The organism is Candidatus Sysuiplasma acidicola (genome assembly GCA_019721035.1).
In the GTDB taxonomy this organism is placed as follows: domain Archaea; phylum Thermoplasmatota; class Thermoplasmata; order Sysuiplasmatales; family Sysuiplasmataceae; genus Sysuiplasma; species Sysuiplasma acidicola.
Window position 1 is genome coordinate 38,412 of record JAHEAA010000004.1, and the last position, 16,905, is coordinate 55,316.

Annotated in this window: 15 protein-coding genes and 2 tRNA genes; 8 read left to right on the forward strand and 9 right to left on the reverse strand. The window is 53.1% G+C overall.

Annotated features, from left to right (window positions below; genetic code table 11):
- The first annotated feature begins 30 nt into the window (after positions 1-30).
- Positions 31-1,410, forward strand: a complete 1,380-nt coding sequence (cysS, locus tag KIS30_02670; GenBank protein MBX8645648.1) for a cysteine--tRNA ligase — start codon at positions 31-33, stop codon at positions 1,408-1,410.
- A 3-nt stretch (positions 1,411-1,413) separates the two neighbouring features.
- Here cysS and KIS30_02675 read toward each other — a convergent pair whose 3' ends face one another.
- Complete coding sequence (locus KIS30_02675; GenBank protein MBX8645649.1) at positions 1,414-3,084, reverse strand: glutamate--tRNA ligase; 1,671 nt, start codon at positions 3,082-3,084, stop codon at positions 1,414-1,416.
- Between the two features lie 129 nt (positions 3,085-3,213).
- Between KIS30_02675 and KIS30_02680 the strand changes: the two genes are divergently transcribed.
- The 3 genes from KIS30_02680 (at position 3,214) to KIS30_02690 (ending at position 7,746) form a co-directional block, all read left to right on the forward strand.
- Positions 3,214-4,785: a DEAD/DEAH box helicase gene (locus tag KIS30_02680; GenBank protein MBX8645650.1), complete on the forward strand. Its 1,572-nt coding sequence runs from the start codon at positions 3,214-3,216 to the stop codon at positions 4,783-4,785.
- Positions 4,786-4,836: 51 nt separating this feature from the next.
- Entirely contained in the window at positions 4,837-6,591 is a 1,755-nt protein-coding gene (locus KIS30_02685; protein MBX8645651.1) for an ATP-dependent DNA ligase, read from the forward strand.
- 213 nt (positions 6,592-6,804) lie between these two features.
- Positions 6,805-7,746: a mechanosensitive ion channel family protein gene (locus tag KIS30_02690; GenBank protein MBX8645652.1), complete on the forward strand. Its 942-nt coding sequence runs from the start codon at positions 6,805-6,807 to the stop codon at positions 7,744-7,746.
- Between the two features lie 47 nt (positions 7,747-7,793).
- Here KIS30_02690 and sucD read toward each other — a convergent pair whose 3' ends face one another.
- Entirely contained in the window at positions 7,794-8,657 is an 864-nt protein-coding gene (sucD, locus tag KIS30_02695; protein ID MBX8645653.1) for a succinate--CoA ligase subunit alpha, read from the reverse strand.
- Positions 8,658-9,758, reverse strand: coding sequence for an ADP-forming succinate--CoA ligase subunit beta (gene sucC / locus KIS30_02700; protein MBX8645654.1), 1,101 nt, complete (start codon positions 9,756-9,758; stop codon positions 8,658-8,660). It lies immediately after the preceding gene.
- 331 nt (positions 9,759-10,089) lie between these two features.
- Between sucC and KIS30_02705 the strand changes: the two genes are divergently transcribed.
- Genes KIS30_02705 through KIS30_02715 form a run of 3 tightly spaced genes read left to right on the forward strand, consistent with a single transcriptional unit; the run spans position 10,090 to position 11,855 of the window.
- Positions 10,090-10,752, forward strand: coding sequence for a threonylcarbamoyl-AMP synthase (locus tag KIS30_02705; protein MBX8645655.1), 663 nt, complete (start codon positions 10,090-10,092; stop codon positions 10,750-10,752).
- A gap of 8 nt (positions 10,753-10,760) precedes the next feature.
- Positions 10,761-11,651, forward strand: a complete 891-nt coding sequence (gene map / locus KIS30_02710) for a type II methionyl aminopeptidase (protein MBX8645656.1) — start codon at positions 10,761-10,763, stop codon at positions 11,649-11,651.
- Positions 11,652-11,654: 3 nt separating this feature from the next.
- Positions 11,655-11,855, forward strand: coding sequence for a hypothetical protein (locus tag KIS30_02715; protein MBX8645657.1), 201 nt, complete (start codon positions 11,655-11,657; stop codon positions 11,853-11,855).
- 6 nt (positions 11,856-11,861) lie between these two features.
- Here the strand turns inward: KIS30_02715 and KIS30_02720 are convergent.
- The 6 genes from KIS30_02720 to tuf all read right to left on the reverse strand — a co-directional run bounded on the left by KIS30_02720 (position 11,862) and on the right by tuf (position 16,115).
- Positions 11,862-11,934: transfer RNA gene (locus KIS30_02720), tRNA-Gln, on the reverse strand.
- A 35-nt stretch (positions 11,935-11,969) separates the two neighbouring features.
- Complete coding sequence (locus tag KIS30_02725) at positions 11,970-13,289, reverse strand: tRNA (N(6)-L-threonylcarbamoyladenosine(37)-C(2))-methylthiotransferase (GenBank protein MBX8645658.1); 1,320 nt, start codon at positions 13,287-13,289, stop codon at positions 11,970-11,972.
- A 61-nt stretch (positions 13,290-13,350) separates the two neighbouring features.
- Positions 13,351-13,446 (reverse strand) — tRNA-Ser (locus tag KIS30_02730).
- 56 nt (positions 13,447-13,502) lie between these two features.
- Entirely contained in the window at positions 13,503-14,423 is a 921-nt protein-coding gene (locus KIS30_02735; GenBank protein MBX8645659.1) for a homoserine kinase, read from the reverse strand.
- A gap of 87 nt (positions 14,424-14,510) precedes the next feature.
- Entirely contained in the window at positions 14,511-14,825 is a 315-nt protein-coding gene (gene rpsJ / locus KIS30_02740) for a 30S ribosomal protein S10 (GenBank protein MBX8645660.1), read from the reverse strand.
- Positions 14,826-14,837: 12 nt separating this feature from the next.
- Positions 14,838-16,115, reverse strand: coding sequence for a translation elongation factor EF-1 subunit alpha (gene tuf, locus KIS30_02745; protein MBX8645661.1), 1,278 nt, complete (start codon positions 16,113-16,115; stop codon positions 14,838-14,840).
- A gap of 211 nt (positions 16,116-16,326) precedes the next feature.
- Between tuf and KIS30_02750 the strand changes: the two genes are divergently transcribed.
- Positions 16,327-16,902 (forward strand): LysE family transporter, encoded by a 576-nt coding sequence (locus KIS30_02750; protein ID MBX8645662.1) that lies wholly within the window; start codon positions 16,327-16,329, stop codon positions 16,900-16,902.
- The last annotated feature ends 3 nt before the right edge of the window (positions 16,903-16,905 follow it).

Here is a 16,905-nt window from a genome sequence, read left to right on the forward strand (position 1 = left end):
ATCACCACTCAAGAAAGCGGTGGTGTCGGTTTGCTGATATATGATACGATGTCCAGGGGAAAGGTGGAATTCCAGCCTCTCACCAAGGGTGCGGTTCATATATATGTCTGCGGCCCAACGGTCTATGACCATATGCATGTGGGGCATGCGCGTTCCTTTGTGTCGTTCGATTTCATTGCCCGTTATCTGGAATACAGGGGATACCGTGTTTCACTCGTCGTAAACATTACGGATGTGGAAGACAAGATCATAAACAGGGCTCAGGAACTCAATATTTCAGCTCTCGAACTCTCCTCCCGTTTTGCCGATGAGTTCATAAGAAGCTGCTCGTCGCTGCTGCTGAAACCCGCAGACGTGTACCCACGGGCCAGCGAACACATTGCCGAGATACTGAAAATGGTAATGGAGCTGGTTGCAGGCGGTTTTGCATACGAGATTGAGGGCAGCGTGTATTTCGACATTACGAAGGCAAAGGATTACGGAAAGCTCTCCGGACAGGCGCTGGAACAGATACTGGCTGGCGCCAGGGTCGACGTGGATGAGAGGAAACGACATCCTGCCGACTTTGCACTGTGGAAGGCTGCAAAGCCCGGCGAGGTGAGCTGGGACAGCCCATGGGGGCGTGGCAGACCCGGCTGGCATATTGAATGTTCGGCGATGTCAATGAAGTATCTCGGCAGGACGCTGGACATACACGGTGGTGGCGAAGATCTCATATTTCCTCATCATGAAAATGAAATACAGCAGTCTGAAGCTTTCACAGGTGTGACTTTTTCACGATACTGGATGCACGGAGGAATGCTAAATGTCACAGGTGAAAAGATGTCCAAGTCGCTTCACAATTTCATGTCCGTCGAGGAAGCTCTTAAGCTCCATCCGCCGGAAACGCTTCGCCTGCTCTTTGCAAACAGCTTATACAGAAGACAGATGGAATTCAGTCCGGAACTGCTCGCGGAGAGTGATAAGGCGAGAGAGAGGCTGGAAGGATACATACAGCATCTGCTGTCCGTTCAGACGCAGGGTGATGGCGGAAGCGAGATTGCCTCGCTCATTCGCGAAGACTTTGTCCGCGCCATGGATGACGATTTCAATACAAGAGATGCCGTTGCATCTCTGTTCAACAATCTCAGGGAAGCCAGAAAACTTGCAGACGGTGCCCTTCTCTCATCTGCCGCCGCTGAGGCGGTCATTGCAGCGGCAAGGGAAGTCAACGGGGTGCTGCGCATTTTACGGGAGACGGCATTCCACAAACAGTCTATCGGGAAGGATATCGAAGAGCTGATATCAAAAAGGGAGGAGGCACGCAGGCAGAGGCGCTTCGACGACGCGGATGCAATACGCAGGGAACTTTCCGCCAGGGGAATAATACTCGAGGACACGGAAAGCGGTGTAAGGTGGAAAAGAAAGTAGCATTCAGGTATGCGTGTAATAGAACAGCATGCTGCTCCCCTTCTCCCTTGGATTCACGAAACCGAACCGCTCAAACTGGACGGGTCTGTCTGTTTCAATGCTCCTTACGGCACCTTCCGCAAAACCCTGTACCCTCGAGCCGTCCACCATTATCACTTCGCACGGTACAGCCTCTTCCACAGGGACCCACTGCACTTTCTGTACATCTCTATTCTCTCTTCCGGTGCATTTGGCCCTGCCGTCGCTAATTATGACATTGCAATAATCCTTCAGCCTGATTTCGGTGCCGCTGAACTGAGAAACATCTCTTGATGACACATACACATGATCAGAGGCCAGAATCTTCCTCCTCCCTCTTTCAGGGAAATCGGGGTGCAGGGCAGCCTCGATATGGCCCAGGCGTGGAGCATTTTCAATCTTTATTTTCACCGGACTGTCGACGAAGAAGTATCTGTCTGCTGAAGGCTCGATGATCTTCCTGTTCTCCGAATATATGGAGTCAACGGCCACTTCTATGTCGTTGAGGCTCATGCCCAGATTCAAAATGAAATTTCTTATCGCGTCGGGGCTGAAACCTCTCGCGCGCAGAGACTGAAGGCTCCACGTTCTCGGATCTTCCCACCCGAAATACTCACCGCTTACAATCTCTTTCATCGACTTGCTCTTCGAGATCTTCACGCCGGCTATTCTCAGCAGGCCGAAATGCTCAAAGCGCGGTCCTTTGATCCCGAGCTCCTTCCATATGAAGTCCTCCATGAAGTCTTCCGTATAGAGTTCCTTGCCTCTGATTACATGCGTCATTCCCAGTTCGATGTCGTCCACCGCCCATGAGAATTCGAGCATGGGCCAGACATGGTACTTTCTGCCCACCCTCGGATGTTCCCTGTGGGAGATCCTGCAGAGCACCCTGTCTCTGAACGCTGGGTTTTTGTGTTTCATGTCAGTCCTGGCCCTCAGCACTGCCTTCCCCTCCTCAAAGCTTCCTTTCAGCATTTCGGCCCAGATTGCTGCATTCTCGGCAATGCTGTGGCTCCTGTGCACGCATTCCACGCCATCCTCTCTGTTTTTCCTCAGCTCCTCCGCGCTGCAAGTGCATGCGTAGGCTATCCCCTTCTCGACGAGCATGGACGCCCATTTATAGAATAGTTCCAGCCTGTCAGACTTGTAATATTCGCCGCTCCATTTTACTCCAAGCCAGCTCAATCCGTCCCTTATGAGTTCATAGGAATCGAGTCTGGGCAGCTTCTCCTCCGAGCCTATCGTGTCATCATAGACGAGCATCAGCTCTCCGGAATATTTTTTGGCGTATTCGTCGTTGAGTATGAGCATCCTGCTGTTACCGATGTGCAGCGCGCCTGACGGGTAAGGAGCAAGGCGAACCCTGAAACCCGGGCCCGCCCCCTCAAGCTCCCTAAGCCTTGCGATCTTCTCCTTTTTCTGCTTTACCAGAAGATCGGGTGAAGTTTCACTGAGTGCATGCACCTGCTCGTCATACGTCATGCTGTTTGCTCTCGCTACCGCATCTGCAATGACAGGCATCGCTTCCCTTGCGACGGTGCCCTTGAACTTCGCCATGATCCTGCCAAGCACGGCGTTCACATCCGCTTTTCCTTCATGGCTGACGGCATTCTGCAGCGCAAGAAGATAAGCCTCCTCACTGACCTTCGCATCCATCGTGTCCTGCAGAGATGCAGTCAGCATATATTACTGACGCCTTCGGACGAACGTTCCGGCCGTCAAGATGCTCAACGGGCAGCCCCACTGAAAGGTAATTATCCAGGTGCGCATGATCGGACGACCGTTTTGTCATACATAAAACAGGACTCGATAAATGAACGGCTGTATCAGAGACGGATAGCCGACGTTGCTTCAACAGTCTCAACGCTGGTGGTCCTTCCGACAGGGCTCGGGAAGACAGTCATTGCCCTGCTTGTCATCGACAGCGTGCTGCGGTCATCGCCTTCGAAAGTGCTGTTCATGGCGCCGACCAAGCCGCTCGTCGAGCAGCATCACGCTTTTCTGTGCGAGAGGCTCACACTCGATCCAAATCTCATATCGCTTATGACTGGAGAGATGCCCCCGGAGCACCGTCCGGAACTGTGGAAGAAGCCGCGTATCGTCGTTTCGACGCCACAGGTTGTCGAGAACGATGCCGCCTCCGGCCTGTGCGATCTTTCCACCTTCGACCTGCTCGTGTTCGACGAATGTCACAGGGCGAAGGGCGATTACTCGTACGTCCGCATTTCCGCACTCTACTCAGAGGCGAAGGAAGATGGTCTCGTGCTCGGGATGACTGCTTCACCGGGAAGTGATTTGAGCTCGGTTGAGGAGATATGCAGGACACTGAATCTGGAGCACATCGAGGTCAGGAGCGAGGACGATCCAGATGTTGAACCGTACGTACAGGAAACGGCCGTCAAGTGGGTGCCGGTGGAACTCTCCGCAGAACTGAAGAGCATCTCAAATGAGCTGAAGTCCATGCTCAATGAGCGCATAGAGAAGCTCAGGCAGCTGCAGCTCATTCCGCAGGATTCACAGGGGTCTACCAAAGATCTTCTTGCTGCCGGAAGAGAGCTCTCCTCCAGGCTCTCTTCGGGGTTGAAACACAGAATACTGTTCGATTCCATGCGCATACAGTCCGAAGCGGTAAAACTCTCACATGGTGTGGATATGGCTGAAACACAGACGGTGTTTGCACTCCGCAGATATATTCAGAAACTTCAGGACGAGGCTGCCGAAAAATCGTCAAAAGCATCGAGATTTATTGTCGCCGATGAGCGATTTCAGCATCTTGTATCGATGCTCTCGGCGATTAAAGCGGAGCATCCCAAAATTTCAAAGTTGACACAGATACTCAATGAACAGTTTGCACAGAGCCGCTCGAGCAGGATCATGGTATTCACACAGTTCAGGGATACTGCCGAAATCGTTTTCAGAACGCTTTCGGAACTCGACGGTGTCAGGCCCATCAAGCTCATAGGCCAGAGCGCGCGTCGCGACGAGCGGGGCTTGAAACAGAAGGAGCAGATTGATGTAATATCCAGGTTCAGCAGCGGCGATGCAAACGTGCTCATATCTACCTCAGTGGGCGAGGAGGGGCTTGATATATCGTCCACGGACATGGTGGTTTTTTATGAAACGGTCCCGTCCGAGATAAGATCCATTCAGCGGAGAGGCAGGACGGGCAGGCTGAGCTCGGGAAAGGTGTTTGTGCTCGTGACCACAGGCACAAAGGATGAAAGCTTCTATTACTCTTCACGCCGTAAGGAGAATTCAATGAAGGCTGCACTCATGAGCCTCAACGCAAGGCTGAGCAGGGGCGCAAAGCTGTCAGAGCTCACAGAGCCAAAACAGAAGTCGCTGTTTGACTATTGAGCGGCGGCCGGGTCAATTCTATATTTATGCTGATGCGGATACGCTTCATGCATGTTATACAGGGAAGTGGCAAACTTCTACGAGAAAGTTGAGGCCACCACAAAGAGGCTCGAAATCACGGCGTTGCTCGTCGATATGTTCCGTAACGCCTCATGCGAGGAGATAGCGAACGTTGTCTACATGACGCACGGCAGACTGTTCCCCGATTTCTATCCTGAAAAGATAGGCATGGCAGAGAAGATGGCGATCAGAACGCTTTCAACGGTTTGCAGGGTGGAACAGGCCAGAGTCGAAGCTATGTGGAAGCAGATTGGCGACGTCGGGCTGCTCGGCGAGCAGATGCTCACCGTTTCATCGCCCACCGGTTTCGGCTCGGCTGCGCTTACCGTCAACGATGTCCACAGATCCCTCTCAAAGATGGCTTCGGCGTCCGGCCAGGGCTCCCAGGAGATGAAGATCAACCTGCTCTCTGAACTCCTGGCCTCTTCGACGCCTGTGGAGGCAAAATACATACTCAGAATAGTTGTCGGCAAGATGAGAATCGGTGTTGCAGCCATGACACTGATAGATGCCCTCTCCGCGACATTCGCAACAAAGGAGGACCGGGATGCAGTCGAGACGGCATTCAACATTACCAGCGACCTCGGCAGGGTCGCCGTCGCTCTCTGCAGGAACGGCATAAGCGGTCTGAGTTCGCTGAGCCTTGAAGTCAATGTGCCCGTGCGATCAATGCTCGCCGAAAGACTGCCGGGACTGGTGGAGATACTGGAAAAGATGGGAGGCAGGGCGGCACTGGACTTCAAGTACGACGGCCTGAGGATGCAGGCACACATCAAAGACGGGAATGTCAGGCTCTTTTCAAGACAGCTGGAAGAGATAACGGATCAGTTTCCGGAGATGTTGAAAGCGGTTGCCTCGGCATTCGGCGGAAAGGAGGGAATTATAGAAGGTGAATGCGTGCCCGTGGACATCAACACTGCCGAAATGCTGCCATTTCAGGTTGTATCAAGGAGAAGAGGAAGGAAACACGGGGTGGAGGAAGCGATCGAAGAGTTTCCCGTAACTCTCTTCCTGTTTGATATACTGCTCGCAGACGGAAAGAATTTTATGAATTTGCCGTACAGCGAGAGAAGAAAGGCGCTTGAGGAAATTATTAGGGAGAATGATAGGGTAAAACTTTCGACAGTGCGTTTCGTCAGCACCGCGGAGGAGGCAGAAGACTTCTTCAATCATGCCCTGCAGTCCGGATGCGAGGGCATAGTCGCTAAATCACTCTCAGACGAATCAGTCTATCAGCCCGGTGCAAGGGGATGGCTCTGGATAAAGTACAAGAAGGATTACAAGGCAGAAATGATAGACACGGTGGATATGGTCGTTGTCGGCGCCTTCGCGGGGAGAGGCAGAAGAAGCGGGACATACGGCGCACTTCTCATGGCAACATACAACAGTGAAAGCCGTATGTTCGAGACGGTGACAAAGCTCGGAAGCGGTTTCGACGATGAAACGCTGGCTGCGCTTCCGGAGATGATGAAACCGTATCTGTCTGAAACCAAATCCCCGGACGTCGAAAGCCGCATGGTTGCAGATTTCTGGTTCAGACCCGCAGTCGTACTCGAGGTTATTGGTGCCGAAGTCACGCACAGCCCTGTTCACACATGCGGCTGGGGGAAGGTTAAGGCGGGTTCAGGTCTCGCTGTCAGATTCCCGAGATTCACAGGCAATTTCAGGCATGACAAAAGCGCTTATGATGCAACGACAAGCAACGAAATACTCGAAATGTACAGGATGCAGCTGAAGAAGGCGTGACTGTTGCGCGCATTCTGCGCGCCATTTTGCCACCGGTCAAACCTCTTCCTTATTTTCAATTTACACCGCTCAGGCTCCGCCGTTGTTATCCGATATGTTGGAGAGCATTGCCTCAAAGCATTCGACACATAAAACTCGAATCAAAAAGCGTTATAAGGTTTGTGAAAATAGGTCAGGACGAAGCGTTTGAACACATTGTGAGGATATGATGCAATGGCCGATACTGAGGCAGTACCAAATGGCGGAAAATTTAGGATTCTGGAGTCAACAGTAATACTCCTCTTTCTGATTGGAGGCATAGTATACGGCGTAAACTACGTCCTTGGGCGGTATTTCAAAAGCATCACTGCAGGCTGGATGCCTGTAATCACCTCGATCTTGATTCTTGCCGCCGGATATGCATTCATAACTATCCTCGGCAGAATGATGATAAGGTTCCTCACTGGAAGGATTGGCAAGGCAAGGGCGGTGAGCATTCACTATGTCTTTATTCTTGTGGCCTACATTCTGCTCTTATTCATCGTCTTCCACGCAGTTGGCCTGAGCCTCACCGGTTTGCTCGTGGGCGGCGCGTTTGCCGGACTCATACTCGGACAGGCGGCTTCCATCGTTCTTTCCAATTTCTTCGGCGGTCTGGTCCTCGTGCTCTCCAAGCCCATCAAGGCAGGCGACAGAATCACCATGGCAACGTGGCAGTTCGGTCTTTTCGCACCGGCCTATCCCCCGAAATTTTATTCAAACGATTTGCTCGTCAGCGGCTACACATGTACAGTGGATTCCATCGGTTTCATTTATGTCAGAATGACAACGGATGATGGAAGACCGCTCGTTGTCCCAGCCGGCATCGTGGTCCAGGCGCTGATGATCAAGAACTCCGATATAAGCACGCTTCGCGTAAGGTCGAAATTCGAGGTTGAGAAAGCACTCGAACCAGAGATTGTGATTCCCCGCATCATTAAGGAAGTGAAAAAAATTACATATGTTGCGGACGGAACCGAACCTGTTGTAATGATCAATGAGACTACCTTTCAGTCCTATGTCATAGCCGTAGATGTGGTGTCAAACATGCAGTTCGAAGAGCCGGTCAGGAGCGAAGTGCTCAGGGTCATAATGAAAACGGTTGGCGAGATAAGGAAAGAACGGCTGCCAACCTGACTGTGCACCCCTACCTGCCGATTTTCTTTGCTCGTCAGAATGCAGTTTCAGTGCTTCTTCATCAGTCCGGGTATGTCTGTCGGAAGGGCAGCAACGGTTACGCCAGCCTTTTTCAGGCTCTCTATCTTGCTCTCTGCCGTCCCTCTTCCCCTGCTTATTATGGCGCCGGCGTGTCCCATTCTCTTTCCTTCCGGAGCGCTCCTGCCAGCGATGTAAGCATAGACTGGCTTGGAGACATGGCTGCTTATGAACGCGGCGGCCTCCTCCTCCGCAGTTCCGCCGATCTCTCCGACCATCACTATTCTCTTTGTTTTCTCGTCAGCCTCGAGTAGCGGCAGGATCTCCACAAAGTTCGAACCTATGATAGGATCTCCTCCGATGCCGACGCACGTCGTCTCTCCGAAACCGCTCTCAGTGAGCGCATTCACAATCTCATATGTAAGCGTCCCGCTCCTCGATATGACGCCCACGTCTCCCTTCGCAAATATTTTCGATGGCATTATTCCTATCTTGCCGTAACCGGGTGAGGAGACGCCAGGACAGTTCGGGCCTATGACAACCGCTCCCTTGAGTTTTGCATATGCCGTGAACTGCATGGCGTCCAGAAACGGTATGTGCTCAGTGATTACGACGATGAGCCTGATGCCTGCGTTCACCGCCTCGAAAACTGCGTCCTTTGCAAACTTTGCAGGGACAAATATGCATGTCGCATTGGCACCCGTCGAAGCTGCCGCTTCCATCACCGTGTCGAAAACAGGAATGCCGTCGACCGTGCTGCCGCCCTTGCCCGGAGTAACGCCGCCTACAACCTTCGTTCCGAATTCTCTCATCGATTTCGCATGGAACTGTCCCTGGTGCCCCGTTATGCCCTGGACAATAACCTTTGTTCCATCCCCTACCAGGACTGCCATTCAGTTCACCCCGGCCGCGACTGCCTTCTTCGCCGCGCTTATCAGGTCCGCGGTGGCCTCTATGCCTATGGCCTGCAGTATGCCGCGCGCGATGTCGTCGTTTACTCCTCTTATCCTGGCAACAATCGGCACCTTTATGCCGCTCTCCTCCACGGCGGCCTTGACGCCCAGAGCCACGGTGTCGCACTTCGTTATGCCGCCGAAAATATTAAGAAAGATGACAGACGGTTTCGCATCTTTCATCAGATTGAATGCAGCCCTGACCTTCTCCGGATCATCTGTTCCGCCGAGATCCAGGAAGACGCCTGCCCTTCCGCCGTTTATGGTGAGTATATCGAGCGTCGCCATTGTGAGTCCGGCACCGTTTGCAATGACGCCTATGTTTCCGTCCAGCTGGACAAATGATATGTCCTCCTTCTTCGCCCTCAGTTCGAGAGGCGTGAGATCGTCCACATCCTCGGAGAATTCCTTGTGCCTGAAGAGGGCGTCGTCATTTATTGTTATTTTTGCATCGGCCGCTATGAGCTTCCCATCCCCGGTTATCACCAGCGGATTGATTTCCGCAAGTTCACAGTCCTCCGAAACAAAAAGCCTGTAGAGTTTCATCGCAAGATCGTCCAGCTGTTCCGTTACTGCCTTGTCCGTTCCCATTCTGTTCTTCAGCAGTTTCGTCAGGAACGGCGAATAACCAAAGGGCGGAACAGAGACGATGAGTATCCTGTCCTCCGGAACACTCTCTATTTCGACACCACCGTCGCCGCTCGCCATCATAACAATGGATCTGCTTCCCCTGTCTATCACAAAGCTGAGGTAGAGTTCTTTTGCAACGTCCAGCCTCTCTTCAAGGAGAACGCTCTTTGTTCTCTCCCCCTTTATCGTCATACCTATGATTTCGGCAGCCCTCTGCCTTGCTTCCTGCAGGTTGTCGGCGAACTTGATGCCGCCGGCTTTGCCTCTTCCGCCCGCGAGCACCTGTGCCTTGACCGCCACGGGATACTCTATTGCCGCAATATCCTCCGGGCGGGACGCGACAACTCCTCTAGGTACGGGTATACCGTACTCTGCCATCAGCTGTTTAGCCCTGTATTCGAACAGTTTCAAAATATACACCTGCCAATTCAATTGTTTCGACTTTTTTTCTGCAATCGGATCGGTGCCTGTAGCAAGCCGGAAGCACCGTAGTCTTCTTCCACTGTCTGGGTCAAAACGCACTATGCATATTAACTTAACATAAATTTTGCTCCGCCGCTCCGGCTGCCTGCTTCCTGCCGTGTGTCGCATCCCGGATTCATATTATCACTTCACGCCACACCAGGACCTCGCGCACCCGGACTTCGGGTGTTCACGGCCTTACAGCGCATTCGAGCGCAAAAGTAAATAACTAGATTACTTAAGGAAACATCTGCAATCGCAGATCAGGGGAGAAAAGTAATTGAAAAAAATAGACTGCAGGGGGTTCTGCAAATCCGATATCAGTGACGCTAGCGGTTGCGACATACCGCAGGCGGCGCTCGCGGAGATAGTCGGAGCTCTGAAGCACGGCGACGTCATAGTCTACCCGTCAGATACGATATACTGTCTCGGTGCTGACATTTATGATGAACAGGCAATCAAGAAGGTATTCATGATCAAGAAGAGACCGTTTGATATGCCAATCTCCGTTTGTGTTCAAAATGCGAAGGCGGCTTCGGCTGTCGGTTTTATCAACAAGACTGCGAGGAAACTGCTGGATGCTTTCACACCGGGACCGCTGATTGTGCTCGTGGACAAAAGGGAGGATGTGCCTGATCTCCTCACCGCCGGCAGCACGACGGTCGGAATACGCATACCCGACTTCCCGCTTGCGCTTAAGATTCTGGAAGAATTCGGTCCGATTACATCCGCCAGTGCTAACATCCACTCCAGGAAGAATGCAGTGACAGTGAACACCTGCATAAAGGATTTCGGAGACAGGGTATCACTTTACCTGGACAGCGGCAAGACCAGGTACGGCATGCAGTCGACGATTGTAGACGCAACCGACGACGATATCAGGGTAGTCAGGGAAGGTCCCATCGAGAACAGGAGAATAGAGGACTTCCTTGCTACAGTGTAGCGAAGGTGTTGCCGACGAACTGCGAGGAACTGGAAAAACTGCTGTTCGCCGGCCGTATAGCAAAGGAGGCCAGGGAACATGGCATCCAGCTCGCTCAACCCGGAGCCGTCATACTGGATGTGGTTGAGGACATCGAGGCATTCATCATCAGAAGGGGCGGCAGGCCGGCCTTTCCTGTCAACGTCGGCATCGACAGCGTTGCTGCGCACTTCACACCTTCATCAGATAACACGGATCGTTTTCCCTCACGGGGCATTGTGAAGGTCGATGTCGGCGTTCACGTAGACGGCTATGTGGCGGACACCGCTGCAACAGTGGATCTGGGCGGCAACAACCAGGCTCTCGTCGGTTCCTCAAAGAGGGCGCTTGAGGAGGCGCTTCCGCTCATCAAACCGGGTGCTTCAATCAGGCTGATTGGAGGTACAATTGAGAAGACAATAACGGCCAGCGGCTACAGGCCGGTGACTAACCTCATGGGCCACAGCATTGAACGGTACAATCTGCATGCCGGCTTCAACGTGCCGAACACCGGAAGCACCGGAGACGCAACCATTCCGTCTGAGATAGTGATTGCGGTTGAGCCCTTTGCTACAGGAGGCAGGGGTTTTGTGGTTTCAGGCAGGAACGGCAATATATTCTCTCTCGTGAATGATAAGAAGCTCGATGACGAGGCGTCCGCATCGATGCTCAAAATAATCAGGGAGCGGTTCAGCACTCTGCCGTTCGCAGAACGCTGGCTATCGGATGAGCACAGACACAGGGAGATACTCAACAGGCTCGTTAGACGCGGCGCCATTCATGCCTATCAGGTGTTACTGGAAGCGGGCGGCGGACAGGTCAGCCAGTGGGAGCATACGATTATAGTGGACAGAGACAGTGTGACTGCCACGAGCATGTGAGTGATGGTCATAGCCAGGATACACCGTAAAGCGGCGTTGATAATCGTACCTTATGCAGCGGCCGTCATCGCGCTGAACATCTATCTATCCAGCTTCGGCTACGTGCCGCTGGTGTTCTATTCCAGCCTGTTCTGGATAGTGATGCCGTTCTTCTTCTACGCGGCAGTGCGCACATGGCTCACCAGACGCAGAGAGGAAAAATAAAGGCGATAGCCCCGGGCAGATTCGAACTGCCGTCGCCGGCTCCAAAGGCCAGCATGATTGACCACTACACCACGGGGCTGCGGATGAGCGATGTCATATTCCCTTAAACCTTTTTCAGCGGGCAGCTGCTGCAGCCGGTTCAGCGTAACTCCGGTGCGTGAGCGGCTCGCATACGATGTGTATGGGTGTGGATGATACGGCACGGCACATAATGCTCTCGCCCAGAGGGTACTCGCCGGGTACGATGACCTGCCTGTAGCTGGCCGTTCTTCCAATCATGCTTCCATTCCTGCCCTTCTCCGTTATCAGAACTCTCATTTCTCTTCCCGTGAACTCCAGGTTCTTGCGGGCGGAAATCCGGAATCTGAGTGCCGTCGCCTGCCGGGACCACTCTTTTGCCTTCCATCCGGGCACCCTGCCAGTCATTCCTGCAGCGTCCGTGCCCTCCCTTGCTGAAAAACGCGTCACGTTAACTATGTCGGGCTCAGTCTCACTGATTATTTCCAGACTCTTGCTGAAATCCTCTTCCGTTTCGCCGGGGAAGCCCACGATAAGATCAGTCGAAAGCGTCAAGTCCGGATATCTGTTCCTCACCTTCCTCACTATCTCGAGGAACTGGCCGGCCGTGTTCCCCCTTTTCATCAGCCTGAGAATGCGGTCCGAACCGCTCTGAAACGGAATGTGGAAGAATTTGTACACTTTCTCGCTGCTGTACGCGTCAAGCAGTTCATCCATCAGTGGCATCAGCAGGGAAGGATTCATCATGCCGACTCTCACCATGAAGTCACCCTCAATCGCACACACTTTCTTCAGGAGGGCAGGCAGCGTTGTGCCACGATCCCTTCCGTATGTAATGGAATCCATTCCCGAAAGGAGTATCTCTCTGGTCTTCCCGCCTACGAGGCTTTTCTTCACCTCCCCGACGATCTTCTCCGGATCAATACTTCTGAGCCTGGGTCTCGCAATCCTGCTGAAACAGTAGGTGCATCTGGACAGACAACCCTGCGCAATCGGTATGATGATGTCGTTTCTGCCCGGGCTGTTCCAGCAGTCCGTGTCTGCGCTGAGGTTCAGGCCAAGGAGAGCATCGAGCATCTCATGCTCACCGGGACCATACAAAAACGCCCCCGGAGCCGCTGACAGTATACTTTCTCTCCTGACCGGTGCCATGCATCCGGTCACAACAATCATCTTTCCCAGCGAATGTAACTCCCTGAGCCTCCTCAACATTGTGTTTTCCGTGAACTCTATGACTGCACATGTGTTTAGCAACAGGACGTCGGCGTCCGACGGATTCGGGCATATTTCGACGCCTCCTGCCCTCATCCTCGACTCGGCCTCTCTTCCTTCGCCGTAGTTCATCGTGCAGCCGTGCGATTCGATATAGGCCTTCACGGGCACTGCAATCGTTCTCTTCCTAAATACGGTTTCCACATGCAGGCTTTCATGCGCCGGGCCCGGACCGTGCCATAAAACAGTCTCATGGCGGTTTGAGCGCGAGGAGGGGGATTTGAACCCCCGAGTCCTTACGGACAATGGATGTTTGCGATGCTTAGCAATCCATCGCCTTACCGGGCTGGGCCATCCTCGCCCGCGTGGTGCATACAGCAGAACTCATAAAACACTTTTCGAAGGACTCCGGGCTGCTCACCTGACGGCCAGCACCTCGGCTCCCTTTCCGGGGCCCGTTATGAATGACTGTGATTTGAGTCCGGCGGATTTGAATGCATTCTCCATCGCCGCAGCGACATCCTTCGATCCGCCCTTGCATATTGCAAAAACGGAGGGTCCGGCACCGCTGATTGAAAAACCGAGCGCGCCGCTGTCCATGGCCGCCTTCTTCACCCTGTCGAACCACGGCATGAGCTGCTTCCTGTACGGCAGGACGATTTCATCATTCAGGTATCTTCCAACCCTTTCGATATCGTTGCTCATCATCGCATGGACAATCGTGGAACAGCACGAAATGTTTTCCACTGCACTGGTCAGAGGAACATTCTTCGGCAGGATGCCTCTGGATTTGCGCGTTTCGATGACGACATCCGGGAGTGTCACAACTATGCCGAATTCAGGCAGCTTCTCCGGAGGTATGCTTATGACCTCAACCGGGTTGCGCGAGGAGACGATTGTGAATCCCCCGAGCAGAGATGCCGTGACATTGTCGATGTGCGCTGTGCCTGAAGCCATTTTCTCTCCGAGAGAGGAAGCCTGTATTATGTCTTCGTTCTTTGCGTCATAATCCATGGCCACTGCCATCGCCAGGGCCGCGCCCACGGATGAGGCGGCGCTGCTGCCGATACCGCTGCCCGGCCTCGCACCTTTGGTGATTTTCATGTGAAACGGCGCGTTGACCCTGTTCTTCCACGCCATGGAATTGGCTGCGGCGAAGGCGGCATTCTTCTTTGTGGGAATGGAATAATCGGGCACAGTTTCTATTTCAGTTTCGTACACATCCATGGTAAGTTCAATAATGTCCCTGGGTTCACGCAGCGCGAGGCCGAAGGTGTCGAAGCCGGGTCCAAAGTTGGCTACCGTTGTTGGGGCTGAAACTTTAACATACGATTTCAATAATTGTCACCACTGACGTGCCAGAGAACTCTACTGTGCTGATTGTTATTCAACGTTGTCATGCCCGTATGCAGCATGGACAGCAGTTCAGCTCCTCAGAACAATTTCTATGTTGACTCCGTCAGGCACCTGTATTCTCATGAGCTGCCTCAGCGCCCTGTCGTCTTCCGCATCCATGTCGATCATGCGCTTGTGTATGCGCATCTCCCATCTGTCCCATGTTGCGCTGCCTTCGCCGTCCGGGCTCTTCCTGACAGGCACAACCATATGCTTCGTGGGCAGCGGAACAGGTCCGCTCATTCTTACCCCGGTCTTGCTCGCAATCTGCTTTATCTGGCTGCAAACACTCTCAATCTTCGCAGGATCCGTGCCGCTCAATGAAATTCTAGCCCTCTGCGCCATCCCACAATCAGCTCACAAGGTTCTCTTTTCGACTTCGACGCAGACGCCGGCTGCAACGGTCTGTCCCATGTCTCTGATGGCGAACCTTCCCAGCTGAGGGAAATCAGAAGCTTTCTCGATTACCATTGGCTTTGTCGGCTCGATTTTGACGAATGCAACATCGCCTGTCTTGAGGAACTGCGGTTTGTCCTCTTTTACGCCGCCGGTCCCAGGGTCGATTTTCTTCTGCAGCTCTGTGAATGTGCATGCAATCTGCGACGTGTGGCAGTGGAATACAGGAGTGTATCCGACCGTTATGACGCTTGGATGGTTAAGAACGGCTATCTGGGCAACAAACGACTTCGCAACGGTTGGAACCGAGTCCACTGGCCCGGCGACGTCGCCCCTTTTGATATCGGTCTTGGCAAGGCCCCTGACGTTGAAGCCGACATTGTCTCCGGGATAGGCAGCATCCATCGTCTCATGGTGCATCTCAATCGATTTCACTTCGCCAGTCTTGTCGGAAGGCATGAATACGATCTTCATATCCTTCTTCAGCACGCCCGTCTCGACTCTCCCGACCGGAACGGTGCCTATGCCCGTGATCGTGTATACATCCTGCACAGGCAGCCTGAGCGGTTTGTCGGTGACCTTAGGCGGCTCTTTCAGCTTGTCAAGCGTTCCGAGCAGCGTGTCTCCTTTCCACCAGGACAAGTTTGCCGAGGGCTCGGTGGTATTGTCGCCACCATAAGCGCTCACGGGTATGAACGGAACCTCCTCCGTCTTGTATCTGACGGACTTAAGCAGTTCGGTGACTGCCTTCTTTGTCTTCTCATAGGCTTCCTGGGAATATGGAGGCTGAGTGGAATCCATCTTGTTCACAGCGACAATCAGCTGTGTGACGCCAAGCGTCCTTGCCAGGAATACGTGTTCTTTCGTCTGCGCTTCGGGTCCCTTTCCGGCATCGACCACCAGAACAGCGGCATCTGCCTGGCTTGTGCCCGTGATCATGTTCTTCACGAAATCCCTGTGCCCCGGCGCATCAATGATTGTGAAATAATACCTCTGCGTATCGAACCGCCTGTGGGAAACATCGATCGTAACTCCTCTTTCCCTCTCTTCCTTCAGGCTGTCCATGACCCATGCGAATTCGAACGTGGCCTTGCCCTTCTCTTCAGCTTCCTTCTTGTACTTGTCAATAAGGTACTGGTCGACGTTCTTTGTGTTGAACAGCATCCTTCCTACAAGTGTCGACTTACCATGGTCGACGTGACCGATAAACACGATGTTAAGATGTGGTTTATTCGCCATACATTTACACTCTCTTTTTATGCGATTGACACGCGATTTCGCTTATCAATCACAGTCTTGTATATAATATTTTCACACTGTCGAGTTGCCAGCACGAGAACTGCATTTGCGAAATCCATGCGGCCGGAGACCGGCGCTGACCGCGAAATTCACATAGGCGACAGCTTAAAGCTGTCCTGCCGCATCGGCGGCCAATTGAGGAACACATCCCTTGCAGGAGCTCGTTGTGTTTGCGTCCGGCGTTGCACTGGGCTTTTCACTCACCGTCCCACCGGGGCCGATGAACGCACTTATTGCATCGCAGACCGCGATGAGAGGCACGAAGGCCGGCATGCTCACTGGAGCAGGGGCGATGACCGCAGATCTGATACTGGGCATAGCTGTCTATCTGGCCAGGACGCTTGTGGATTTGCGCCCTCTGGTAAGATTCATTTATCTTGTCGGTTCGGCCGTCCTGTTCCTGCTCGCATATTTCATGCTGGCTGGCCGGAAGACAGTCATGACAGAGGAAGTGAAACTCAGGACGTATTCCAGGGCAGTGCTCCTTGGCGTATCCAATCCCTTCCAGGTGCTCTGGTGGCTCACTGCAGGACTCGCATTCGCCTACCTTGGCGGCATAGTGCTCCTAGCCGGACTGTTCACGGCAGTTGCTGTGTGGATCATCCTGTTCCCGTTGCTGCTGCACATGAGCACAAAAAAGCACCCCGGTGCTTCGAAAGCCGTCACTGCAGCCTCGGTGATTATAATGCTCTTTTTCGCAGGATATTTCCTGTTTTCCGCCCTGTGACAT